Origin of the sequence: Enorma phocaeensis, from assembly GCF_016901575.1 — a bacterium.
Lineage (GTDB): Bacteria > Actinomycetota > Coriobacteriia > Coriobacteriales > Coriobacteriaceae > Limicola > Limicola phocaeensis_A.
This window is the reverse complement of the sequence record NZ_JACJKQ010000001.1, coordinates 115,852-141,238: the sequence shown is the minus strand read 5'-3', so window position 1 is coordinate 141,238 and position 25,387 is coordinate 115,852. Positions and strand designations below refer to the sequence as shown.

General features: G+C 62.0%; 20 protein-coding genes. 5 read left to right on the top strand and 15 right to left on the bottom strand.

The window, feature by feature from the left end:
• Positions 1 to 6: 6 nt before the first annotated feature.
• The 13 genes from rnc to H6A15_RS00495 all read right to left on the bottom strand — a co-directional run bounded on the left by rnc (position 7) and on the right by H6A15_RS00495 (position 13,753).
• Entirely contained in the window at positions 7 to 732 is a 726-nt protein-coding gene (gene rnc / locus H6A15_RS00555; RefSeq protein ID WP_204671273.1) for a ribonuclease III, read from the bottom strand.
• A 5-nt stretch (positions 733 to 737) separates the two neighbouring features.
• Entirely contained in the window at positions 738 to 980 is a 243-nt protein-coding gene (locus H6A15_RS00550) for an acyl carrier protein (protein ID WP_204671271.1), read from the bottom strand.
• 171 nt (positions 981 to 1,151) lie between these two features.
• Positions 1,152 to 2,171: a phosphate acyltransferase PlsX gene (gene plsX, locus H6A15_RS00545; protein ID WP_204671269.1), complete on the bottom strand. Its 1,020-nt coding sequence runs from the start codon at positions 2,169 to 2,171 to the stop codon at positions 1,152 to 1,154.
• Positions 2,172 to 2,306: 135 nt separating this feature from the next.
• Positions 2,307 to 2,486, bottom strand: a complete 180-nt coding sequence (gene rpmF, locus H6A15_RS00540; RefSeq protein ID WP_204671262.1) for a 50S ribosomal protein L32 — start codon at positions 2,484 to 2,486, stop codon at positions 2,307 to 2,309.
• A 180-nt stretch (positions 2,487 to 2,666) separates the two neighbouring features.
• Entirely contained in the window at positions 2,667 to 3,221 is a 555-nt protein-coding gene (locus tag H6A15_RS00535; protein ID WP_204671260.1) for a YceD family protein, read from the bottom strand.
• The gene (locus tag H6A15_RS00530; protein ID WP_204671258.1) at positions 3,221 to 3,721 is read right to left on the bottom strand and encodes an ATPase; all 501 of its coding nucleotides are present in this window, start codon (positions 3,719 to 3,721) and stop codon (positions 3,221 to 3,223) included. Before H6A15_RS00530 ends, H6A15_RS00535 begins: the two co-directional genes overlap by 1 nt.
• A gap of 63 nt (positions 3,722 to 3,784) precedes the next feature.
• A complete protein-coding gene (gene coaD / locus H6A15_RS00525; protein ID WP_204671256.1) occupies positions 3,785 to 4,300 on the bottom strand; it encodes a pantetheine-phosphate adenylyltransferase in 516 nt (171 codons plus the stop codon).
• Positions 4,301 to 4,348: 48 nt separating this feature from the next.
• Positions 4,349 to 4,921 carry a 16S rRNA (guanine(966)-N(2))-methyltransferase RsmD gene (gene rsmD, locus H6A15_RS00520; RefSeq protein WP_204671246.1) on the bottom strand — a complete coding sequence of 191 codons (573 nt, stop codon included), beginning with the start codon at positions 4,919 to 4,921 and terminating at the stop codon, positions 4,349 to 4,351.
• Positions 4,918 to 7,095: an ATP-dependent DNA helicase RecG gene (gene recG, locus H6A15_RS00515; protein ID WP_204671236.1), complete on the bottom strand. Its 2,178-nt coding sequence runs from the start codon at positions 7,093 to 7,095 to the stop codon at positions 4,918 to 4,920. Before recG ends, rsmD begins: the two co-directional genes overlap by 4 nt.
• 2 nt (positions 7,096 to 7,097) lie before the next feature.
• Complete coding sequence (locus H6A15_RS00510; RefSeq protein WP_204671234.1) at positions 7,098 to 8,771, bottom strand: DAK2 domain-containing protein; 1,674 nt, start codon at positions 8,769 to 8,771, stop codon at positions 7,098 to 7,100.
• A gap of 30 nt (positions 8,772 to 8,801) precedes the next feature.
• Entirely contained in the window at positions 8,802 to 9,158 is a 357-nt protein-coding gene (locus H6A15_RS00505; protein WP_204671232.1) for an Asp23/Gls24 family envelope stress response protein, read from the bottom strand.
• Between the two features lie 456 nt (positions 9,159 to 9,614).
• Entirely contained in the window at positions 9,615 to 11,420 is a 1,806-nt protein-coding gene (locus H6A15_RS00500; RefSeq protein ID WP_204671831.1) for an ABC transporter ATP-binding protein, read from the bottom strand.
• An 8-nt stretch (positions 11,421 to 11,428) separates the two neighbouring features.
• Positions 11,429 to 13,753 carry an ABC transporter transmembrane domain-containing protein gene (locus tag H6A15_RS00495; protein WP_204671224.1) on the bottom strand — a complete coding sequence of 775 codons (2,325 nt, stop codon included), beginning with the start codon at positions 13,751 to 13,753 and terminating at the stop codon, positions 11,429 to 11,431.
• A 509-nt stretch (positions 13,754 to 14,262) separates the two neighbouring features.
• Between H6A15_RS00495 and rpmB the strand changes: the two genes are divergently transcribed.
• From rpmB to H6A15_RS00480, 3 genes are all read left to right on the top strand, one after another.
• Positions 14,263 to 14,451 carry a 50S ribosomal protein L28 gene (gene rpmB / locus H6A15_RS00490; protein WP_204671222.1) on the top strand — a complete coding sequence of 63 codons (189 nt, stop codon included), beginning with the start codon at positions 14,263 to 14,265 and terminating at the stop codon, positions 14,449 to 14,451.
• A gap of 420 nt (positions 14,452 to 14,871) precedes the next feature.
• The gene (gene adhE / locus H6A15_RS00485) at positions 14,872 to 17,517 is read left to right on the top strand and encodes a bifunctional acetaldehyde-CoA/alcohol dehydrogenase (protein ID WP_204671220.1); all 2,646 of its coding nucleotides are present in this window, start codon (positions 14,872 to 14,874) and stop codon (positions 17,515 to 17,517) included.
• Positions 17,518 to 17,606: 89 nt separating this feature from the next.
• Positions 17,607 to 18,374, top strand: a complete 768-nt coding sequence (locus H6A15_RS00480) for a phosphotransferase family protein (RefSeq protein ID WP_204671218.1) — start codon at positions 17,607 to 17,609, stop codon at positions 18,372 to 18,374.
• A 223-nt stretch (positions 18,375 to 18,597) separates the two neighbouring features.
• Here the strand turns inward: H6A15_RS00480 and H6A15_RS00475 are convergent, their stop codons facing one another.
• Both H6A15_RS00475 and H6A15_RS00470 read right to left on the bottom strand, forming a co-directional pair.
• Positions 18,598 to 19,263 carry a thiamine diphosphokinase gene (locus H6A15_RS00475; RefSeq protein ID WP_204671210.1) on the bottom strand — a complete coding sequence of 222 codons (666 nt, stop codon included), beginning with the start codon at positions 19,261 to 19,263 and terminating at the stop codon, positions 18,598 to 18,600.
• A gap of 6 nt (positions 19,264 to 19,269) precedes the next feature.
• Positions 19,270 to 19,986: an HAD family hydrolase gene (locus H6A15_RS00470; protein WP_239462226.1), complete on the bottom strand. Its 717-nt coding sequence runs from the start codon at positions 19,984 to 19,986 to the stop codon at positions 19,270 to 19,272.
• Positions 19,987 to 20,467: 481 nt separating this feature from the next.
• Between H6A15_RS00470 and glgB the strand changes: the two genes are divergently transcribed.
• The gene (gene glgB / locus H6A15_RS00465; RefSeq protein WP_239462248.1) at positions 20,468 to 22,780 is read left to right on the top strand and encodes a 1,4-alpha-glucan branching protein GlgB; all 2,313 of its coding nucleotides are present in this window, start codon (positions 20,468 to 20,470) and stop codon (positions 22,778 to 22,780) included.
• Positions 22,781 to 22,855: 75 nt separating this feature from the next.
• The gene (locus H6A15_RS00460; RefSeq protein ID WP_204671206.1) at positions 22,856 to 25,282 is read left to right on the top strand and encodes a glycogen/starch/alpha-glucan phosphorylase; all 2,427 of its coding nucleotides are present in this window, start codon (positions 22,856 to 22,858) and stop codon (positions 25,280 to 25,282) included.
• Positions 25,283 to 25,387 lie beyond the last annotated feature (105 nt).

The window sequence follows — 25,387 nt, the reverse complement described above, 5'->3', positions numbered from 1 at the left end:
CGCCCCCTACCCCAGCTTCTTCTGAAGAATCACGCCGCCCGTGGTGTATCCCAGGCGCTCGAGCGCGTCGAGCGCGGCAGCGGCCTCAGCCTCCTTCTTCGAAGAGCCGGTTCCACGGCCCATGCGAGCGCCTCCCACGATCACCACTGCGGTAAAGGTGGGCTCATGGGCAGGGCCGCTGGTGTCCACGAGCTTGTATACGGGCGGATCGCCGTGATCGCCCTGCACGCATTCCTGCAAGTACGATTTAGGATTCGTTGGATGCTCTGCGCGATCGGCAGCGAGATGGGGCTTGAGGGTGCGCGTGACGAAACGCTCCGCCACGTCCCAGCCCCCGTCGAGATAGAGGGCGCCCACGAGCGACTCATACACGTTCTCAAGCGCCGAGTGAAGCCCGCGTGCACCGGTACCCGTCTCAGAGGCACCGAAGATGATGCAGGAGTCGATGCCGAGCTCGAGGCCGACATCGGAAAGCGTCATGCCCGAGACGAGCGACACTTTGAGCCGGGTGAGCTTTCCCTCATCAAACGTGGGGTAATTTCGATACAGGGAGAGCGCGACGATGGAGCCCAAGATGGAATCGCCAAGGAACTCCAGACGCTCGTAGGATGCAGAAACAGGCTGCCCCTCGACCGCTGACGGATGCGTGATGGCGCAGCGGAGCAGTTTTTTGTCATGGAACTCGTATTCGCAGATCTCCTCGACCCGGGCGAGCTTTTCGGATACGGGCACGGACGTTAAGCCTCCTGAGTTGCCTCGATGGCATCGATGGCATCAGCGACGGAGCTGATGGACATGAGACGCTCTTCCTCGATCTCGATGTCGAACTCGTCCTCGAAAGCGGTGACGAGCTGCAGGCGATCGAGAGAGTCGGCGTCAAGATCGTCAAAGGTGGTCTGTTCGGTAATCTCATCGGGACTGATGCCCAACACGTCGCTGGCAACGTCAACGACCTTGTCAAAAATCTCGGTGCGCTCCATGGTTGACTCCTTTCGCGTGCCGGCAAGCGGCGACAATGAACCGTAACGATTCTACCCGCAAAGGCGGGGGCGCTCAACGACGCGTGGCGCGGGCGGCAGATTTGCCCGCACGAACGCCAGAGAAGCGAGAACCCCGAGCCGAAATCGGGGCATGGCATGTCACCAAAAAGGCTATTCCACCAAGCCGTCCATAGAGGCCGCCACCTTCTCGACGAGGCCTGCACGGATGGCGCGGGCGGTCGCGAGCGTGCCGTTCTTCACCGCCTCGACAGAGGTGGCGCCATGACCGATAAGCACCACGCCCTTGAGACCCAAAAGAATGGCGCCGCCGACGGCGTCGCCGGAAAGCTTCTCCTTAAGAGCGCTGAGCTTGCTCTTGATGAGCAGAGCCGCGATCTTTCCAGACAACGAGCTCAGAAGAGCGCCCTTGAGCTCGCTCATGATCATCTTGGCGGCACCTTCGGTGGCCTTCAGGGCAACGTTGCCGGCAAAGCCATCCGTCACCACCACGTCGACCGTTCCCGCAAGCAGGTCGGTGCCCTCGCAATTGCCGACAAAGCCCGGAACCGCGTCGCGCATCGCAGGGAAGCACGCCTTGGTAAAGTGGGAACCCTTCGTGTCCTCGGTGCCGTTTGACAGCAACCCGACCCGCGGGTGGGCAACGCCGCACACCAGCTGGGAGTACACGGCCCCCATCTGGCCAAAGCGCACCATGTCCTCGACCTCGACGTCTGGATTCGCGCCCATGTCGCACAGAACGGTCAAACCGCCCGCACGGTTGGGAACTGCCGTGGTGATGCAGGGACGAATCGGCTCTCGCTTACCGTCCGCCTCATAGCGAAACGGCGTGACATACGCGGTCGCCGCCGCGGTGATCGCGCCGGTAGCACCCGCCGAGAAGAAACCTTGGGCAGTACCCTTCTTGACGGCGCGGCAAGCGATGACGATGGATGACTTGCGCTTGGTCATGACGGCCTTGATGGGGTCGTCCTCCATGGTGATGACATCAGGGGCGACGAGCGCTTCGACGCGATCGCGCGAGGCGGCAAAAGGTTCGACCAGCTCGGCTGGACCGACCGCAAGCACTTCGAGCTCGCTATCGGCAGCGAGCGCTGCATCGATGCCGTCGAGAACGACCTGGGGCTCTTCGTCTCCGCCCATAACGTCAACACAGACACGGACCTTGCTCATGATTCATCACCTCAATAGCGAAATGGCCGACTCATGGAGCCGGCCATATATTCCCTAAGAATGTGCGGCGAGCGCACATGATAGTTTATCACCTTCAACGGGCATCATGCAGCGAGGGAAACCCCGCGAAAATGGCTACTCGGTGACGATGACCTCGCGGTCCTTGTAGAAACCGCAGTTGGGGCAAACGTGATGGGGAAGCTTCACGGCACCGCAACGAGGGCAAACGGAACGTGCGGGAGCCTCGATCTTCATGTTGGCGGAACGGCGGGAATGGGTTGCTCCGCGGCCCTTCTTTTGCTTTGGTACTGGCATGATGACCTTCCTTATGACCTAATGAACAGGCGTGAATACGCGCAAGTAGCGATACTACCACACAGAACTGCCGCGTGTACAGCAATTATTATCGCTCGTCACCGCTTGCCCACATTGTTTACGCGACGCATGCGATGGCCGTAGAATCGATGCGGAAAGCGAAACCTCAATGTCTACAAGCTAGTCGTCGAGCTTGAGGTTCTTGAGGGCGGCGAAGGGATTCTCGTCGCTCGTGACGTACTCCTCCTCGGCTCGGGCAGCGCAGTCGCACTGCTCGCGGTTGAGATTGCAGCCACACGTCGGGCACAGACCGGCGCAATCGGGGCGGCAGAGCACCACGAATGGCGTATCCATGACTACCGCGTCAGCGATGGGACCCGCAAGGTCTACCGAGCGATTCTCCCCCACCAACTCGAAGCCGTCCTCATATGTTTCGGCGTCCTCGGGCTCATGGAACAGGAAATACTCTTCGATCTCACCGGCGACGTCGAAATGGGCGGGATCCAGGCAGCGGTCGCACTCGCCTACCGCATGGGCGCGAACCAGCCCTGACACCAAGATCCCGTCGCCGGCGTTGGTGAGAACCACGTCGTAGGAGATGCCCCCGTCGAGCGCGAACTCCTTGTCGCCCACCTCATAGCTGGGGATATCGACCGTGCCCGAGACGGGCAAGCTCTCGCCCGGCGCTTCGAGACGGCCTTCGAGCTCGATAACGATAGGGTCGATGAACGCCATTACCAGCCACCGTTCTGAGCGTTGTTAGAGCTCTCGTTGAGCTGCTGGCGGCAGCGCGCCACGGTGGAGGTGAGGCTCTTGAGGTTCTCCTCGAGGTGCGTGAACACCTGCTCGGCATAATCCTCCGCAGCATAGCGGGTCTCGCGCTCATATTGCTGCGCGCGGTCGCGGATGTCATCGGCCTGCTGCTGGGCAAGGCGCACGATCTCCTGCTCGCCGGCAATGGTGAGAGCCTGCTGCTGCGCGTCAGCGATGATGGAGTCGGCCTGGGCGGTCGCCGAAGCGATGAGCTCGTCGCGCTCCTTCAAGATGCGACGAGACTTCTGCCACTCCTCGGGATAGCTCATGCGGATCTCATCGAGAATGTTGAAGAAGACGTCGGTCTCGATGACCTTGAACTGCGCATTCTTGCCGAAAGGCGGCTTGGCTTCTTCGATGATGCCCTCGAGCTCATCGACCAAGCTCTCGATCCTCTCGCCAGGGAAGTTGTCGCCCGGCATCCCGGTCTCCTTTCAACGGTTACATCTCATCTGGTCATAGTATCACATACGACAATACACAAATCAGCACTTGAAGCGTTCTTTGAGCGCCTTCACCACATTGTCGGGCACGAATTCCGAAACGTCCCCGCCGAAGGATGCGATCTGGCGAACGACCGACGAGGAAAGGTACCCGTATTCTGGCGAACTCATGACGAAGATGGACTCCACACCCGGGTCGAGGCGGTAGTTGAGGTCGGCCTGCTGCAGCTCGTATTCAAAATCGGTCATCGCGCGCAAGCCCTTGACCACGGCTCCAGCGCCGACCTCGTTAGCAAAGTCGACGAGCAGGCCCGTGAAGGGACGAACCTCGACGCCATCGATATCGCCCAGCGCCTCGCGCGCAAGCGACACGCGGTCTTGCAGCGAGAACGTGGGGCCTGTCCCGTTCTTGCCGAGCGACTCCGCCACGGCCACGGTGACATGCGGGAACAGCCGGCGAGCCCTTCGGACGACGTCGATGTGTCCGAACGTGATGGGATCAAACGTACCCGGCACCAGCACGTGCGTGATGGTCTGGTCGGTAAGGACATCGTGCATGATGTGCCTCCTTGGAAATCATGAGCCTGATAGGCGAAAGCGATATACCTATATGAGCCGCAAGAGGTCGACGGCGATCTTGCCATAGCTCTTCTCGCGAAGGACCTCGAAGCCCTCGGGTCGGGCACCCGGAGCATGCGCGTCATGCTCGTAGAGGGCCAGCGCCCCCGGCGCAAGAACCCCCGACGTGTCGAGGTTGTGCAGCAGTTCCTCCACCGTTTCTACCCCGAAGGCATACGGAGGGTCGAGCACCACGAGGTCGAAAGGGCCGCCCGGCACCCTGCCGCGACCGGCAGATAGCAGCACGTCGCCGGTGACCACCTTGTAACGCCCGCCTTTGCCAGCGAGAGACTCGACGTTGCTTCGCACGAGCGCCGAGGCCTTGCGATCGATCTCGAAGAAGGTGGCATGAGCCGCCCCTCGAGAAAGCATCTCGAGCCCCATCGCCCCCGATCCGGCAAATGCGTCGAGAACGCGAATGCCTTCGATGCCCTCTGGCAGGGCGGAGTCGACCATGGAGGCGCAGGCTTCGCGAACGCGATCGGTGGTGGGCCGGGTGGTGTCTCTGCCTTGGGGCTCGCCGATCTTTCTGCCGCGCCACTCGCCGCCTACGATCCTCATCCGCCGCTCACCTCTTTGAACACGTCGCCATATCTCTTGACGACCTCCTGCCGCATGGGAAGGGTCGCCACCGATTGCAATGTGGAAGCATAGCGCAAAAGCTCCTGCGCGTCCTCGTGAGCATCCTCGATGAGCTCCACATCGGCATCTAGGTCCACAAAACGCAAGGAAACGCCTCCGTGTTGGCGCAGACCCAGGATCTCGCCCTCATGACGGAGCCGAAGGTCCATCTCAGCAAGGGAGAATCCGTCGTCGGTGCGCTCGAGCGCCTCGAGGCGATCTTGAGCCGGGCTGCGCCGGCCGCCCGCCCCTGCATGCGTCATGACATAGCAGAGGCCGGCGTGGCCGCCGCGGCCCACTCGGCCGCGCAGCTGATGCAAGGTTGCAAGGCCAAACCGCTCGCCGTCTTCGATAATCATGACCGTGGCGTCGGGAACGTCCACGCCGACCTCCACCACTGTCGTCGACACCAGGACATCGGTCTCCCCCGCCCTGAACCGTGCAATCGCCCGGTCCTTCTCTTGTGCAGGCATGCGGCCGTGAAGCATGTCGATCCGGGCGTCCCTGAAGACCGTCTTCAAGCGTTCGGTCTCCTCCACCACGTTGTGCAGGCGAACGTGCTGTTGGTCGTCCTCGCCACCAATGCCGGGCACATCCTCAAGGTCCTCTGCATGGTCGGTGGGTTCGACCATGGGGCAGATGACATAGGCGCTCCTGCCCGCAGCGAGCGCCTCGCGGACCGCGCCGTAGGCGACATCGCGATTGGCCTCGGTGAGAACGTGCGTGGCAACGCCGGCACCGGCGACGGGGCGCTTGCGGATTATGCTCACATCAAGATCGCCGTATACGGACAACGCAAGCGTGCGCGGGATGGGCGTAGCGGTCATCACGAGCAGGTCGGCACCCGGCCCTTTGGCGCGCAGCGCGTTGCGCTGGTTCACGCCAAAGCGATGCTGCTCGTCGATGATCACAAGCGAGAGCTCCCGAAACACCACGTCATCCGACAGCACGGCATGGGTCCCGAACAACACCTGGAGCTCGCCCGATGCCAAGCGGTGCAACATGTCTTCACGCTCGGAGGCGGACGTGGCGCCGGTGAGCAGGGCCCACGTGATGCCCGCCCTTTCGAGAAGCGGGCCGCTCTTGTGGGCATACTGCTGCGCGAGGACGCCCGTCGGGGCCATGACGCAGCCCTGCGTCGCGCTGTCGGCAACGGCGGCAAGACCAAAACACGCGACGGCAGTCTTTCCCGTTCCCACGTCGCCCAGAAGCAGGCGATTCATGACACGCGAGCCGTCCTGCATGTCCCTCAAGATATCCGAGACGGCAGCATCTTGCTCGTCGGTGAGAGAAAACGGCAAGACGCGGCGGAACGCCTCGACATGAGCGCCGACAGCGTGCGCGTGGGGCGTCACGTCGAGAAGGTTGGCGTCGTTTCTCAGACGGAGGGCGAGCTGAAGATGCAGGAGCTCATCATAGGCAAGGCGGCGCCGGGCATGCTCGCGCTCCGCCCCGCTCAAAGGAAAATGAATCGAGCGCAGCGCTCGAGAAGCGCTCATGAGACCCCGCCGCGCCCTCAGGGGGGCAGGCAGGTGATCGGCGAAGGCGCCGACACGCTCCAGGGCCCCCGACACGATGCGACGCATCCACGCGACGGAGACGCCCTCGCTCACAGGATGCACAGGGATCATGGCGCCCGCGGAGGCATGGCCGTCAAGTCGCTCGAAATGAGGGGATGCCATCTGCTTGAAGCCATAGGAGAACTCGACCTTGCCCTGAACAGCCATGCGGTCTCCCCGGGACAGCTGCTTGGCGAGCCAAGGCTGCTTGAAAAATGCAAGCTGGAGCACGCCCGTGTCATCCACCAGAGACACCTCAACAACCGAGAGACGTGGCTTGGGATGCTTGAGCGAGACCCTGTCGACCGTGCCCACAATGGTTGCCACCTCGCCGAGTGGCGCCGCCTCGATGGTGTAGGCATGCGTGAAGTCTAGATAGCGGCGCGGGATATGAAGGAGGAGGTCCTCCACCGTCTCAATCCCCATACGGTGGAGGGCCTCCTCACGAGCACCGGATACATATTTGAGCCTGCTCACGTCCTCACCGAGCGAAAGCGTGCGAAGCAATCGGTCGGACGCGGGCGGCACCGAAGGAGTGCGTGCCGGCGCGGACACGGCTACTCGATCGAGAAGATCACCGGGTAGAGCGGCTGCTCGCCACGGTGCGAGTCAATCTCAAGGTCGGGCTGGGCCTCTTCGATGGCAGCGATGAGGTCCTCGAAGACCTCGTCGCTCATATCGGAGCCGGCAAGAATGGTGAGGGCGTCTCCCTCCTCCTCTTCCTGCATGCGATTGATGCAGTCAAGCGTGACCTGCTTGACATCGGAGCCGACCACATCGATCGAATCGTTGATGATGCCCATGACATCCCCTGCATGGATGGGGGTGCCGTCGGACGCCGCAGAATCGCGCACGGCGCAGGTGACCTCGCCGTCGCGGACCTCGGAGGCGGCCTCGGTCATGGCCTCGACGGCATCCTCGAGAGAGGAGTCGGGAAGCACGGCGAAGAGCGCTGAGAACGCCTGCGGCACGGTCTTGGTGGGCACCACCGCGACCTGCTTGTCAGAGCAGGCGTTCGCGGCGGCCTCGGCCGCCATGCGGATATTGGAGTTGTTGGGCAGAATGATCACAGCCTCGGCATTGACCTTCGAGACGGCATCAAGAAGGTCGGCGGTGGAGGGGTTCATGGTCTGGCCGCCAGAAACCACCACATCGACGCCGAGCGAGGTCAGAATCTCGGCCTCGCCCGAGCCAGCCGCGACGGCGACGTAGCCCAAAGGCTTGGCAGGCTCAGAGGCCTGCTCGGAAGCATCCTGGTCCTCATGGATCTTCGCGGTGCGCTCACGAGACTCCATATCCATGTTATGGATAAAGACCTCGTAGATCTGGCCCAAGTTGAGCATGTGCTCGAGAACAAGGTTGGGCGTGTTGGAATGAACGTGGATCTTATAGTCAGGATAGGCGCCCACGAGCAGCTCGCAATCGCCCATGGAGGCGAGGAACTGCAGGCACTCGTCCTCATCGAAGGGGGCATCCGCCTTGAAGAGGAACTCGTTGCAGTAGCGATACTCCGAGCCCTCCCAGTCGTCGTTCGCCTCGATCTTCACGCGGTCAAGAGCGCCCTCGCGAGCGGAGTCCGCCGTGCCCTCGAAGGTTGTGGAAATCTCCTCGACCTCGGTGGTGCGCCCGAGCGCGGCGGCGACGAAGTTCTCGAGGAAGATGGCGAAACCGAAGGCGCCGGAGTCGACCACGCCGTTCTCCTTGAGCACGGGCAGCAGGTCGGGCGTGCGGGCGACGGACTCATAGGCCTCGACGACGATCGCGTCAAGGGTGTCCTCATAGGAGTCCTTGGCCTTCGCGCAGGCGTCTGCACGGGTGGAGATGTCACGAAGAACCGTGAGGATGGTACCCTCCACCGGCTTGCGCACGGCCTTAAAGGCGACCTTCACCGAATTGCGCAGGGCCGCCGCGATGTCGGCAGAGGTAATGGGGTCCTCGGCGCCAACAAAGCCCTCGGCGGCGCCGCGCAGAATCTGCGAGGTGATGACGCCGGAGTTGCCGCGAGCGCCCATGAGCGAGCCATGGGTGATGGCGGCGGCGATGGCCTCCATATCGGCGTCAGCGGGAAGGCTGCTGAGCTCCTTCACCACCGAGCCCAGGGTGAGCGACATGTTGGTGCCGGTATCGCCGTCAGGCACCGGGAAGACGTTGAGCTTGTTGATCTCCTCGGCCTTATCGGATACCGCGGCAGCGGCGATGGGAAAGCAGGTTCGAATGGTCTTCGCAATCATCGGCGTGTATCTCCAACTCCTTGGTGAGCGCTAGTACATGCGGCTCTTGAGGGCATCGACGTGGATGCCGATCTTGAGCTTTGCGGGATCGATCTCGGCGATCTCCTGCAGGGTGAACGTGACGGAGCTCGCCAGGTTCGCGCAGACGGACTTCATGTTCACGCCGTTTTCGAGCACCACGTGCAGGTCCACCTTGAGGCCCTCCTCGTTGCTCGAGACGAGAACGCCCTTGCGAAGGCGCTGGCCAGCGAGAAGTCGCACGCTCTCGGCGCCCTGGAGCTGCTCGGCCATGCCGACCACGCCGTAGCAGGACATGGCGGCGTAACCGGCGATATCGGCGATGACGTCATTCGAGACGCTGAGGCTTCCGGAAATTGTCTCAGTCACAGAAATCTCCTTTCGGATGCTCACCACGCATCGAGGGTGCGGGGATAATCTGCAATATGATACTACGCACCGCAAGCAGCGGAAGGGGAATTCGACATCCACATAGCTTGACCGCGCCAGATTCGCCGGCAACCGCGCATCCGACCCATGGAGTGAGCCGTGCCGCAACCATAAAGAGCGCCCCGTCTGCGAATCGAGGCAGACGGGGCGCCCTGGCTAAGGAGATGCACCTGAATCTTCTAGAATATGAAGCTCTTTCGGAAAACCTCGGCACCACACCATACGACTACCTGCTGCGCTACCGCATCACGCGCGCAAAGGAGCTGCTCGCCATGCGGACTTCGATGGGCAGCCCTGCGCGGCATTACGGCGCGAGCGGGAGGCGCGAATCCGCCCGGGCGGCCTCAGGCCCTGCCGGAGATCTCCGCATGAGGCCCCGCCGCCCGGACGATCGGGCTACTCCTCCGCCGGTCCTTCGGCGAACTGCGAATTATACAGGTCGGCATAGAATCCGCCCGCCGCGAGAAGCTCATCATGGGTGCCCTTCTCGACGATGTCGCCATCGCGAAGCACCAAGATGACGTCGGCGTTGCGAATCGTGCTCAGACGGTGGGCGATCACGAAGCTCGTGCGGCCCTGCATGAGGGCGTCCATGGCGCGCTGGATGCGCTCTTCGGTACGCGTGTCCACGTTGGATGTCGCCTCGTCGAGAATCAGGATGGGGCGATCGGCGATAAAGGCGCGCGCGATGGTGAGCAGCTGCTTTTGGCCTTGCGACACGTTTGAGGCGTCCTCGTTGAGCTCGAAATCGTAGCCGCCGGGAAGCGTGCGAATGAAGTGGTCTGCGAGCGCCGCGCGCGCGGCGGCATACACCTCGTCGTCGGAAGCGTCCTCGCGGCCATAGCGGATGTTCTCGCGAATCGAGCCCTTGAAGAGCCACGTGTCCTGCAGCACCATGGCAAAGTTCCGGCGCAGGTCGTCGCGCGCATAGTCCCGAAGGTCAACCCCGTCAACCTTGATCGAGCCGGCGTTCACGTCATAAAAACGCATGAGGAGCTTCATGAGCGTGGTCTTGCCTGCACCCGTCGGGCCGACGATGGCAACCGTCTGACCCGGTTCGACGTCGCATGAGAAGTCGTGGATGATGGTCTTGTTGGGAACATATCCAAACCGTACGTGGTCGAACTCTACCGCCCCGCTGCAGCGAGGAAGCTCAGGCGTCTGAGCATCGGCGGACTCTTCGGGCTCGTCGAGGAACTCAAAGACGCGCTCCGCGGCGGCCGATAGCATCTGCAGCATGTTCGACACCTGGGACAGCTGCGTGATGGGCTGCGTGAAGTTGCGCACATACTGCATGAATGCCTGGATGTCACCCAGATTGATGGACCCCGCGATGGCCAAAAACGCGCCCACGATAACCACTGCGACATAGGCGAGGTTCGCGACGAAGTTCATGATGGGCTGCATCAGGCCGCTGAAGAACTGCGCACGCCAGCCAGAGTCATAGAGGTTGCGGTTCTCCACGTCGAAATCGGCGACGGCGCGGTCCTCGCGGTTGAACACCTTGATGACGTTCTGACCCGAGAAGCTCTCCTCGATGATGCCGTCGACGCGGCCAAGAATGGTCTGCTGACGACGGAAGTAGCGTTGCGAGGAACGCACTACGACCACCACGAGAACGAGCGAGACGGGAACCGTGAGGAAGGTGAGCCCCGCAAGCACCATCGACACCGAGACCATCATGACCGCGACGCCGATGAGCTGGGTGACGGAGGTGATGAGCTGTGTGACGCTCTGGTTTAGGGACTGGCCCAGGGTATCGACGTCGTTCGTGACGCGGCTCATGACGTCGCCGACCGAATTGGTCTCAAAATACGATAGCGGCATCCGGTCGATCTTTTGCACGATCTCCTTGCGCATGCGATAGCACACGCGCTGGGTGATGCCCGTCATGAGCCAGCCCTGAACAAAGTTCATGAGGGCGGCGGTGATGTAGAGGCACAGCAGCCCCGCCAAGATATAGCCGATCTTGGCGAAGTCGATCGAGCCCGTGCCCATGACCTTCGCGGCAAGACCGTTGAACAGCTCGGTCGTCGCCTGGCCCAAGATGCGAGGGCCGAGGACGTTGAATACCACCGAGGCGATCGCGCAGACAATGGCTATGATGAGCGCGATGCGCTCATGGGCGATATAGATGACGAGCTTTCTGATGGTGCCCTTGAAGTCCTTGGCGCGCTCGGCAGCAGGCCCGCGGTTTCCCATAGCCGGCATCAGCGCTCACCCCCTTCCAGAATCGATGCATCCGAAGCGGCGCCCTCTGCCACGGCACCCTGCTCGGCGGGAGCATCCCCCTCAAGGCCGAGCTCGTCAGCCGAGAGCTGGCTCTTGGCAATCTCCAGGTATTCAGGGCAAGAGCGCAGAAGCTCTTCATGGGTGCCGCGCCCCACGATGCGCCCGTCGTCGAGCACGAGGATCTCGTCGGCGTGCATGATCGTCGCGATACGCTGGGCGACGATGATGAGCGCGGCGTCAGAGGCGCGCTCAGCCAGCTCGGCACGCAGCACCGAGTCGGTCTTGTAGTCAAGGGCCGAGAAGGAGTCGTCGAAGACAAGCACCTTCGGACGGCATGCCAGGGCGCGGGCGATGGACAGGCGCTGGTTCTGGCCGCCCGACACGTTCGAACCGCCCTGGGCGATGGGGCTTTGATAGCCGTCCGGCTTCGCATCGATAAACTCGGTCGCCTGCGCGATGCTCGCCGCTTCGACCATGTCGGCGTCGGGCATCGAGGGGTCCCCGTACTTGATGCTGCTCTCGATGGTCCCGCTGAAGAGCATGCGCTTTTGCGGGACATACCCGATCGAACGGCGGAGCTCCTTGAGTCCGATGGAGCGGATATCGACCCCGTCGAGCGTGATCGAGCCCTCCGTGACGTCATACAGGCGGGGCATGAGCTGAACGAGCGTGGACTTGCCGCAGCCCGTCGACCCGATGATGGCCGTCGTCTTGCCCGGACGCGCCGTGAAGCTGATGTGCTCGAGCGTGGGCTCGCTTGCATCCGGATAGGTGAACGAGACGTCGTTGTAGGCGATGGTTCCTCTCCAGCCCTCTCCGCGCTCACGCGAGACGCTCGTTTCGGGCGAGGGGTCTTCGATGCTCGAATAGGTTGCGAGAACCTCCTGGACGCGCTCGGCGGCGACGTCGGCTCGAGGCAGCATGACCGAAATCATGGTCAAGATCATGAAGCTCATGATGACCTGCATGACATAATTGATATAGGCCATGAGGTCGCCGACCATCAGGCCGCCGGCGTCCACGCCGTGACCGCCGAACCACACGATGCCGATGGTAGTGGCGTTCATCACGATGAGCATCGCCGGCATGAGGAAGGTCATGCAGCGGTTGGTGAAAATATAGGTGTTGGTGAGCTCGCGGTTCGCCTGGTCATAGCGATCCTGCTCGTAATCCTGGCGGCCAAAGGCACGGATGGGCATGATGCCCGTCACGATCTCGCGAGCGACGAGATTGTTGCGGTCAACAAGGCTCTGCATGCGGCGGAACTTGGGCATCGTGAGGCCCATGAGGATGCCGATGGTGATCGCGATGGCGACGATCGCCACGACAAGTATCCATTCGAGACCCGTCGGGGTGGTAAGCACCCGAACCACGGCCCCCAGGCCCATGCAAGGGGCAAAAAGCACAATGCGCAGGCACATCACGAGAACCATCTGGATCTGCTGGATGTCGTTCGTGGCGCGGGTGATAAGAGATGCCGCAGAGAACTTCTCCATCTCGGCAGGCGAGAAGGAGAGGACGCGCTCATACAGGTCGTGGCGAAGGTCTCGGGCGATGGCAGCCGACGTCTTGGACGCATTGAACGCGGCAAGGATCGCGCAGAGCGCCGAGAGCAAGGCATAGGCGAGCATGGTCATGCCCTCAGAGAACAGATAGCCTGTCTGGACGTCGTTGAGGTCGAGGCCCGCCTCGCGGTATGCGTCCTTCACAAACTCGATCGCACGGCTCTCGATAATGGCGTCACCGTTATCACCAAGCTGAGACACGAGCTGCTCACGCATGTCAGAGAGACTTCCCGGCCCCATGCTCACCGGGTGGCCCGCCTCGGCAGAAGCGAATGCCTCTGAAAGACTCACGAGCTCGGCAAGGTCGACGGTGTCCCCCACCTGAGCCCTGATGGCGTCGAGCGTCTCAGCCCCCTCGGCAGCCGCCCAATCCTCTACCGGGATGCCTTGATTGATCTGATAGACGAGCATCTCAGCCTCGGCCATCGGCTCTTCGAGCCTGCTGCGGACCTCGTCGTCGCCGGCAAAGCTTCTCACACCGTTCGCGTCCTTGCCCGAGTAGCTGGCCTCCATGAGCTCGGCGTCGTCGGCGTCCATAAACAGGGCGACTTGCTGAAGCTGGTCGGATGGAATCTCATCCGGAACAGCGCTCTCGATTCCACCTTGGCTGATGCCCACGTCGACGATGTTGCTCATGAGACCCGGCAGCGTCAGCTCACAGTTGGCCTGCGCAAACAGCAAGACCAGCGCTATGAGGAAGTTGATGCCGTGACCCTTCAAGAACTTGAAGATCTTCACGTGCGCCCCCTATCGTTTTCGAAACGTTCCCTCCCCGGCGACACCGAAGTGCATCCATAGGTTGGCCGCCGCTCCACGCGCGGCGTCCCAAGCCATACATATATAAGTGTCGTCAGGACCCGTGGCGTCCGCCCCAGACGCGCGTCGCGGGTCAGCGCTTAGTTCTACCCCGTCATTTCTCGGAGCGCGTGCTCGCCTTCCAAATGGTTGACTACTCATAGAAATTCCATTCCATCCGGTACCTAACTATGTTGACCGCACATTGCTCGCATGGTACACGTCTTCGGAAAACAGCTGCTGGGCGCTTGCATAATCACCTATGACCTGCAATAATGCAGAACGCACGCGTCAGCGCGCCGCACAACGATTCCCGCACGCGCCCACCGGGCACCTGCTCCCCCGGCGGTGGATGGGTATCCGTATGAAGATTGCACGCAGCGCGTAGGTATATGCTATAGTTCCTATCTGTTTGTTCAAGCGGCACAAAACCGCCCAAGGAGGGTCTAGAAATGTCCAAAGTTTGCGAGATCTGCGGTAAGCACCCCGTTGCTGGTCGCTCTATCAGCCACTCTCACCGCGTCACCAACCGCACGTTCCGTCCCAACATCCAGCGTGTCTACGTCGTGGTCGACGGTCACCGTCGCAAGATGAACGTGTGCACCAACTGCCTGAAGTCCGGCAAGGTTGCCCGCTCCTAACACGCATGGTGCCAAGCCCTCATTGGCGTGACAGATCTACCTGTTCAGGCGCTCCTCGGAGCGCCTTTTTTCTTATCTCAAGATCCCAGACGTGCACCGGACATCAAATCAGCCTGGACATCCTCAACGAGACCACAGAGCCCCGCGCCTCTTTTCGCAACGCTATGGTGCCGTTCTTCCATCCCATGATTCTCCTCCGGCCAAACCCTTCGCGCCGTCCAACGTCGCCGTGTCTTTCGTAACCCACCGTAGGTAGCCCTCCCCCATTCTGAATTGGTATTTACCTTCACTTGATAATTGAAACGTTCCAAAATAGTGAAGCGTTTTAATCTACCGTTTGCCGGAATTGCACCTTTTGCCAAGAAAAGTCTTGATATTATTTACGTTGTAGGGTAGGTCACCAGTCACAAGGAGAGACACATGGTGAAAAAACCAACGGCACCCGTCGCCCCTGAGGTCGTCGATACCGTCGACGCTCTCGAGGCAAAGCTCGCGTGCATGCGCGAGGCTCAGAAGGTCTTTGCCACCTACACTCAGGAGCAGGTAGACAAGATCTTCTACGAGGCCGCCATGGCGGCGAACAAGGCGCGCATCCCGCTCGCCAAGCTCGCAGTCGAGGATACCGGCCGAGGCATCGTCGAGGACAAGGTCATCAAGAACCACTACGCATCCGAGTACATCTACAACGCCTACAAGAACACCAAGACCTGCGGCGTCATCGAGCGCGACGAGGCCTATGGCGTCACCAAGGTTGCCGAACCGATCGGCATCGTTGGCGCCGTAATCCCCACCACCAACCCCACTTCCACCGCGATCTTCAAGTGCCTCATCAGCCTGAAGACCCGCAACGCCATCATCATCTCCCCTCACCCGGCTGCCGCCAAGTGCACCATCGCCGCCGCCAAGCTCGTGCTTGAGGCAGCGGTGAAGGCCGGCGCGCCCGAGGGCATCATCGGCTGGATCGACCAGCCCTCGCTCGAGCTCACCAACATGCTCATGCGCGAGGTCGACATCATTCTCGCCACCGGTGGCCCCGGCATGGTGAAGGCCGCCTACTCCTCCGGCAAGCCCGCCCTCGGCGTCGGCGCCGGCAACACCCCGGTCGTCATCGATGACACCGCCGACATCAAGCTCGCCGTCAACTCCATCATCCACTCCAAGACGTTCGACAACGGCATGATCTGCGCCTCCGAGCAATCCGTGACCGCGCTTGACTCCATCTACGACGAGGTCAAGCGCGAGTTCGAGTATCGCGGCTGCTACTTCGTGAAGAAAGGCAAGGAGCTCGAGGCGCTGCGCGAGGCCATGTTCAAGAACGGCGCCCTCGACCACCGCATCCCCGGCATGCCCGCCGCCAAGATCGCTGAGCTCGCCGGCATCGAGGTCCCCGCTAAGACCAAGATCCTCATCGCCGAGGTCACCTCGACCGATCCGGGCAAGGAGGAATTCTCCCACGAGAAGCTCTCCCCCGTCCTCGCCATGTACCACGCCAAGGACTTCCAGGAGGCCGTGGACAAGGCCGAGCACCTCGTGCTCGCCGGCGGCCCGGGCCACACCGCGTCGCTGTACGTGCACCCCGCCGAGAAGGAGAAGATCGCCCTCTTCGAGGACACCATGAAGGCCTGCCGCATCGTCATCAACACCCCGTCTTCGCAGGGTGGCATCGGCGACCTCTACAACTTCGCCATGAAGCCGTCCCTCACCCTGGGCTGCGGCTCCTGGGGTGGCAACTCCGTCTCCGAGAACGTTGGGGTGAAGCACTTGCTCAACATCAAGACCGTGGCCGAGCGCCGCGAGAACATGCTCTGGTTCAGGGCTCCCGAGAAGGTCTACTTCAAGAAGGGCTGCACCCCCGTCGCGCTCGACGAGATCGGCCGCGTCATGGGCAAGAAGCGCGCCTTCATCGTCACCGACTCCTTCCTGTACAAGAACGGCAACTGCCGCGCCATCGAGGCCAAGCTCGACGAGATGGGCGTCGCACACGACGCGTTCTATGACATCTGCCCCGATCCGCGCCTGCAGGACGCCCAGAAGGGCGCCGAGCGCATGCGCCTGTTCGAGCCCGACGTCATCATCGCCGTCGGCGGCGGCTCCGCCATGGACGCCGGCAAGATCATGTGGCTCATGTACGAACATCCCGAGGTCAACTTCGAAGACGCCGCCATGGACTTCATGGACATCCGCAAGCGCGTCTTCACCTTCCCGAAACTCGGCGAGAAGGCCTACTTCGTCGCCGTTCCGACCTCTTCGGGCACCGGCTCCGAGGTGACGCCGTTCGCCATCATCACCGACGCCGAGACCGGCATCAAGTGGCCCATCACCGACTACGCGCTGCTGCCGAACATGGCCATCGTCGACGTCGACAACGCCATGACCGCTCCCAAGGGCCTCACCTGCGCCTCCGGTATCGACGTCATGACTCACGCCATCGAGTCCTACGTCTCCATCATGAGCTCCGATTACACCCGTGGCCTGTCCATGCGTGCCGCCAAGCTCGTCTTCGAGAACCTCCCCGCGGCCTACGAGAAGGGCGCTGCCGACCCGCATGCTCGCGAGGAGATGCACAACGCCTCCTGCCTGGCCGGCATGGCCTTCGCCAACGCGTTCCTCGGCGTGAACCACTCCATGGCTCACAAGCTCGGCGCCTTCCATCACCTGCCGCACGGCCTCGCCAACGCCGTCATCCTGACCCGCGTCATGCGCTACAACGCCGCCGAGAAGCCCGTCAAGATGGGCACCTTCTCGCAGTATCAGTATCCGCATGCGCTCAAGGACTACGCCGACCTCGGTCGCTATTGCGGCTGCACCGGTGCTGACGACCGCGAGGTGTTCGAGAACTTCATCCAGAAGCTCGAGGACCTCATGGAGACCATTGGCATCAAGAAGACCATCAAGGACTACGGCGTCGACGAGCAGTACTTCCTCGACACCCTCGACGACATGACCGAGCAGGCCTTCAACGACCAGTGCACCGGCGCCAACCCGCGCTACCCGCTCATGAGCGAGATCAAGGAGCTGTACCTCGACGCGTACTACGGCCGCGAGCCGCAGTCCTACGAGGCATAATTGCCATAGGGTTTGACGCGCCGCGCCGGAGACGGCGGCCGCTGTTCGGCGCGGCGCATGTACGAGGCTCCTAGAAAGGATGAAGAGCTATGATTCTCCCCGATTCCAAGATCGAGCTTGCCCGCCGCGGCAACAAGGTCGTCTATGACCTGGGCGACAAGATCGCCAAGGTGTTCAACGACACCAAGCCGGTCTCCGACGTCTTCAACGAGGCACTGAACCTCGCCCGCATCAACGAGTGCGGCATCCGCTCCCCGAAGGCGCTCGAGGTAACCGAGGTCGAGGGCGACACCACCGGCTGGGCGCTCCTTACCTCGAAGGTCCCTGGCACCACGCTTGCCGAGAAGATGGAGGCCGAGCCCCAGCGCTTTGGCGAGTATCTTGAGCAGTTCGTAGACCTGCAGATCGAGATCCATCACTACACCTCTCCTCTGCTGAACCGCCAGCGCGACAAGTACGCTCGTATGATCGGCGGCCTCGAGGCCATCAATGCCACCCAGCGCTACAACCTGATGGAGCGCCTGGACGGCATGAAGAAGGAGTTCAAGGTCTGCCACGGCGACTTCAACCCGACCAACGTCATCGTCGGCGATGACGGCGAGCTCTATGTGTGCGACTGGGCGCACGCCACCCAGGGCGCCCCTGCCGCCGACGTCGCCATGACCTATCTGCTGTTCGCCCTTGGCTCCAAGGAGCAGGCCGAGGCCTATCTCGACCTGTACTGCGAGCGCGCCGACATGCCCAAGCAGGTCGTGCGCCAGTGGATGCCCATCGTTGCCGCATCCGAACTCGCCCGCAAGCGTGACCTTGAGGAGAGCTTCCTCATGAGCTGGATCGACGTGTTCGATTACCAGTAAGCAGGGACTCACCGCCCATCCGGGAGGCCCCGGAGGGTTCCCACGCCGACGTCCTCGCCGCTTCGCAGCTGCGGAATGTCGGCTTAGGGAATCCCTCCGGGGCCTCCCTGCGTTTGCACGTACTGCATAAATAACGAATACTGCAATGACGCACAGAAAACGCCCGTTCACCTCGCCATGTTCCTCGCATGCATGCCCTGCCCGAAAAAGCTCCTCGCGGCGCTCAGCTGCGAAAGACCCAGGCGACCACGAGGCCCTCATGGCAGGTGATCGATGCCCCGCCCGACTCGATGACGTTCGAAACGCCGAGATCGGACAACAGCGGGACGTGCTTATGGTCGAGCTCCCAGCGCATGGAGCGCTCGGAGACGACGGCCTCGCACGACAGCGGAACGAAGGTGAATCGCTCCCCTTCGTGTCCGGAAAGATCCCACACGTCGCCCGACTTTAAAAAGCGCTGGTCAAAACGGTCCTCTTTGACTTCCAGCTCCCCCGACCACGCAGAGAGCCTTCCGAGCACGGCGAGCTCATGGTCCGGGTTTCCTCCAGACATGCACGTCGCGACGACGCGCGCCTCGGGCCAGCGGCGCAGGACCTCGCCCAACGCGAGGCCAAGGTCGGTGTCGTCTTTATGCGGGTTGTAGCGCACGACCTCGAATGCGGGGTCGAGAGACTCTTCGGCCGAGCGTACGAGGGCAGCCCCCTTCTCGCTCACCGAGTCGGCGTCGCCACAAAACAGGTCGCAGGAAAGGCCTGAAGCCAGCAGGGCGTCAAGTCCGCGATCGACCGCGACGACGGCGTCGCACCCACGCGCCGCGGCACGAACCGTCTCAGCAGATGATGGCTCGGGAGAGCCGCCCACCACCAAGACGCGCCTCACACATCCCATCGATCGCTAGCCCCCATAGGAATAGATGGCGTCGAGGGTGAGCTCTGGATACTCGTCGATAAAGATGTCGGAGAGGCGCTCGACCTCATCACGGGTCGTCCGCCCCGCAGGGTCGAAGATGCCCACGCGGCGATATCCCGCCTCCCCCGAGCTCATAAGTCCGAAGGCGGCGTCTTCGAAGACCCATACATCGCCATGGTCCACCTCACCGAGGTCGCGATCCTTCGAGAGGCGCGCGAGGGCGAGGTTGTACACATCGGGATGCTGCTTGGAACGGCCAGCCTCGCCAGTGGTGGTGATGTTTGAGAAATAGCTTGCCAGGCCATGATGCTCAAGCCCCGAGCGCACCAGAAAATCGGGCGTCGAGGTGGCGATGGCCATGGGGATGCCCGCCTCGTGGGCGGCTGCGAGAAACTCCGCAGCTCCAACCCTTGCCGGAATAACGTTTGCGTATTCCTCGCGCAGCATGTCCATGAGACGGCCGTAGATCTCATCGCCCGACGCAGAAAGGCCCCACTTCACGCGATAGGCGGCGCACTCGTCCTCGACGGAGAGATGCTCGAACTCGGCGAAGTCGTCCGAGGTGAGCCCTTGTATGCCATAGGTCTCAAGCAGCTTCGGCTGAATGCTCAGCCATGTACCCATGGAATCGAGGAGCGTTCCGTCGCAATCGAAGATGAACGCGCGGGGCATCCGCTTGCAAGAGGTTGCAGAACTGGACATCGAGTTCCCTTCTCATAATCGCTGGTGCCAAGAATATGGTGCCAAAAGACCGCTGAGGTCCAGCGTCGCAGCGCGCCGATAGAAGCGCCCAGACGACGCTGCCGTAGTTTCTCACAGGGCAATGCCAATGCTATCAAAACAGCGTGAGCAAATCGTAAGCATTCGGCCAAAGACGCGCTTCTTTGCGTGCCCGCGACTACGCCCACGAAACGATATCTACCGTCTCTCGGCTTCCGGGATAGACAAAAGTTGGACAATGGTATTCTCGTGAATGAACGTCTAGGCAGCGCACATGCATGCCGATGCATACATCGGCATCGCACAACCACGCCACGCCCCAGACAAGGTATCTATCGGACAGCGGCAGCGCCGCCTGATCGATTGGATGAGTCATATGAAGAAGAACGCTCCAGCACCCGCCCCGTCGGCGAAAACCGCTGCCAGCAAGGCAGCCGACGCCGCAGAGAAGCCCGTCCTCATCATGACCGATGACGACATCTACATGTTCGCCAACGGTACATGGCAGCGTAGCTGGGAAAAGATGGGCGCGCACCCCGACGTCCAGGACGGCGTCGAGGGCTGGCACTTCTGCATCTGGGCACCCGATGTCAAGAGTGTTCATGTTGTCGGCGACTTCAACGAGTGGGACCCTGAAGCCAACGAGCTCTATCCCATCGCGAAGAGCGGCATGTGGCAGGGATTCGTCGCCGGACTTGCCCAGGGAGACCTCTACAAGTTCGTGCTCGAGACCGACTCGGGCGACCTGCTGTACAAGGCGGACCCGTATGCGTTCTACGCCGAGCAGGCCCCCGGAACCGCATCGCGCCTCATGGACATCACGGGCTACGCGTGGGGCGACGGCGCGTGGCTCGAGCACCGTCGCACGCACGACCACATGAAGGAACCTCTGAACATCTATGAGGTGCATCTCGGCTCATGGAAGCGCCACGGCGACGAGCCGCAGGGCGAGCCCGACGAGAATGGCAACTATCCGGGTCCCGGCGACCCCTTCCCCGCGCAGCGCGGCGAGGTCTATACCTACGACGACCTCTCTGTCGAGCTTGTAGACTACGTCAAGGAGATGGGCTACTCGCACATCGAGGTCCTGCCCGTCATGGAGCACCCCTTTGACGGCTCGTGGGGCTACCAGCCCACCGGCTACTACGCCGCGACCTCGCGGTATGGCGAGCCCAAGCAGCTCATGCACTTCGTCGACGCCTGCCACCAGGCTGGCATCGGCGTCATCCTCGACTGGGTTCCGGGCGGTTTCTGCGCCAACGAGGAGGGCCTCGCGACCTTCAACGGGCACATGCTCTTCGAGCGCGAGATTCACCCCAACTGGGGCACCCACAAATTCGATTTCGGGCGCGGGGAGGTCCGCAGCTTCCTCGTCTCGAACGCGCTGTTCTGGATCGAGATGTTCCATGCGGACGGCATCCGTATGGACGGCGTCTCGAGCATGCTCTACCTCAACTTCGGCGTGGATGACCCCGGCCAGAAGAAGTTCAACAAGTACGGCACCGAGGAAGACCTCGACGCCTCGGCATTCATCCGCCAGGTCAACGCTGCCGTCGGTCGCGAGTTCCCCGACGTCATGATGATCGCCGAAGAGTCTACCGCGTGGCCGCTCGTGACCTATCCGCCCGAGGAGGGTGGCCTGGGATTCCACTACAAGTGGGATATGGGCTGGATGAACGACACCCTGCACTACATGCAGACCGACTTCCCGTGGCGTCCCGGCGCGCACCGCCTGCTCACCTTCTCGATCATGTACGCCTTCAACGAGAACTTCGTGCTGCCGCTCAGCCATGACGAGGTCGTGAACGGCAAGTGCTCGCTCATGGGCCGCATGCCGGGAGACTGGTGGCGCCAGTTCGCAGGCCTGCGCACGCTCGTGTTCTATCAGATCACCCATCCGGGCGCGCAGCTCTCCTTTATGGGCAACGAGATCGCCCAGTTCATCGAGTGGCGCTACTACGAGTCCATCCAGTGGTTCCTGGTCGATGAATATGAGACGCATCGCCATCACCAGCAGTTCGTCAAGGCGCTCAACAAGCTCTACCTGTCCGAGCCCGCCTTCTGGCAGCGCGGCTACACCGAGGACGGCTTCACCTGGATCGACGCGAACAACTCTCAGCAGTCGATCATCTCGTTCGTGCGCCATGGCGAGGACCCCGATGACGACCTCGTCGTGCTCATCAACTTCGATCCGGCGTCCTACGAGACCTTCCGCATGGGCGTCCCGCGCGAGGGCGATTGGAAGGTCATCTTCGATTCTGACAACCCTGAGTTCGGCGGAAGCGGATACGAGATCGACAACCTCGAGGGCAAGGTGTTCCCGAGCGAGCCCTATCCTTGGAACGGCTGCGACGAATCCGTCACGATCAGCGTGCCCGGGCTTGCCGGCGTGGTGTTGAAGCGCGTGGGTCCGAGCTCCTATGTGCCTCCGAAGCCCAAGCGCACCACCAAGCGCACGACGAAGCGCACCGCCGCCAAGAAGAGCACCAAGACCGCCGCAAAGGCGACCGACGGCGCTTCCAAGACGACGGCGAAAAAGACCACGAGGTCCGCAGCCGCGAAGACGAGCGCCACGAAGACCGCGAAATCCACGGCGACAAAGGCGGCAACGACGAAGGCAGCAGCCGCCGACGCGCCTGCTGCCACCGAGGCCGCACCTGCCACGAAGACGACCAAACGGTCGACGTCCACCGCGAAGAAGGCGGCAAGCACATCCACAAAGACTTCGACCCGAAAAACCTCATCAACGACAAAAAAGACATCGACATCCAAGTGAGCATCGCGACAGCCATATAATACGGGGTGGCTGAATCTGTAGACGTCCCGGGAACACCCCGGTGGAAAGGAAGCCATGAATCAGATCTTCAAAGACAAGCAGGACTTCATCACGCAGTACCGTGCGATGGTCCGCGCCAACACCGGCAAGGAGTTCGAGCTCTGCGGCTCGCACGACCGCTTCTATGCCCTCGCCGAGCTCATTGCCACTCGCGCCCGTCGCATTGCGAGCGAAAACGAGCTTGAGATCGAGAATACCGGCCAGAAGCGCGTGTACTACTTCTCCCTCGAGTTCCTTATCGGCCGCCTGCTCGACAACTACCTGCTGAACTTCGGCATCCGCGACATGGTGTCCGACGCCCTCAAGGAGATGGGAACCACCCTCGAGGAGCTCGAGATCCGCGAGCCCGACGCAGCGCTCGGCAACGGCGGCCTGGGCCGCCTCGCCGCCTGCTTCCTCGCATCTGCCGCGCACGAGGGCATCGCCTTCTACGGCAACGGCATGCGCTATGAGTACGGCCTGTTCAAGCAGGAGATCGTCGACGGCCGCCAGGTCGAGCTTGCGGACAACTGGCTCAAGCACGACTACCCCTGGGAGTCCCGTCGTCCCGAGAGCGCCGTCGAGGTTGTCTTTGGTGGCACGAGCGTGTCCTACGAGAAGGACGGCCGCACCATGTGGCGCATCGACGGCGGGCAGAAGATCCTTGCTGTCCCCTACGACATCCCCGTGGTCGCCTATGGCGGCAAGCTGGTAAACAAGCTGCGCGTCTGGAAGGCAGAGCCCAACGAGGACCTCTTCGACCTGGACGCCTTCAACCGCGGCGACTACGCGCAGGCCAACGCCGGCCGCGCCGAGGCGGAGGCCATCTCCACGATCCTCTACCCCGCCGACGCCGGTGAGCATGGTAAAATCTTGCGTCTCAAGCAGGAGTACCTGTTTGTTGCCGCCGGCATCAACTCCATTCTGCGCACCTTCCGCAAGGAGCATGGCTCCGATTGGAAGCTCCTTCCGGAGTATGTGGCCATTCACACCAACGATACCCATCCGGCCATGTGCGGCCCCGAGCTCATGCGCGTCCTCATGGACGAGGAGGGCCTGGAGTGGGACGAGGCCTGGGACATCGTCACCAAGACCGTGTCTTTCACCAACCACACCGTTCTCCCCGAAGCGCTCGAGAAGTGGCCCATCACCACGTTCAAGCCGCTGCTTCCGCGCCTCTACCAGATCATCGACGAGATCGCCCGCCGTTTCCGCGAGAGCTTCCCGTCGGACAATCCCGAGTGGCGCGAGATGTTCCAGAAGACCGCCATCCTCTGGGATGGAGAGGTACGCATGGCGAACCTCTCCATCGTATGCAGCCACTCCGTCAACGGCGTCGCCGAGCTCCATACCAAGATCCTGAAGGAGCAGGTCTTCAAGGAGTTCTACGAGCTCACGCCCGAGAAGTTCAACAACAAGACCAACGGCGTCACCCACCGTCGCTTCCTCGCCGAGGCCAACCCCTCCTATTCGAAGCTCATCACCTCGAAGATCGGTACCGGCTGGCTCGATGACGCCATGGAGCTCAAGAAGCTCGAGGACTACGTCGATGACGAGGACTTCCTGCTCGCCATGGCGGCCTCGAAGCGAGAGAACAAAGAGCGCCTCGCCCGCTACATCAAGGAGACGACCGGCATCGTGGTCGACCCCAGCTCGGTCTTCGACGTTCAGGTCAAGCGCTTCCACGCGTACAAGCGCCAGCTTCTGAACATCTTCAAGGTCATGGACATCTATAACCGCCTGCTCGACGACCCCGACTTCACGGTTCGCCCGACGACTTTCATCTTCTCCGGCAAGGCAGCCCAGAGCTATTACTTCGCCAAGGAGGTCATCCGCCTCATCAACTCGGTCGCCGACGTCGTGAACTCCGACGAGCGCGTGAACGACCGCATCAAGGTCGTGTTCATCCCCAACTTCCGAGTCTCGAACGCCCAGCTCATCTACTCCGCCGCCGAGATCTCCGAGCAGATCTCCACTGCCGGCCAGGAGGCCTCGGGCACCTCGAACATGAAGCTCATGATGAACGGCGCGATCACGCTCGGAACCCTCGACGGCGCGAACATCGAGATCGCCGACCTCGCAGGTCGCGAGAACGTCAAGATCTTCGGCCTCACCGAGCCCGAGGTCGTGGCGCTGCAGAAGAGCGGTCACTACTTCTCCTGGGATGAGTACAACGCAGACCGCGACCGTCTCGGCCGCTGCGTGGACGAGCTGACCGACAGCACGTTCTCGCGCCTCTCGGGCACGTTCGACTCCATCCGTCGCGAGCTCATGGACAACAACGACCATGACCTCGTGCTCAAGGACTTCCACTCCTATGTCCAGGCGTGGGAGGAGCTCACGGAGGCTTATGGCGACACCCTCGCGTGGAACCGTATGGCGCTCCACAACACGGCCAACTCGGGTCATTTCTCGAGCGACCGCACCATTCGAGAGTATCGCGACGAGATCTGGCACGCATAGCGCGCGCCTCCTCTCGTGGACTCCGCCCCATTTGGCATCCAGGCGCGCCGTAAGGCGCTTTGCGGCGCGCCTTCGATAGCAAGGTCAAACTATCGGAACGGGTTT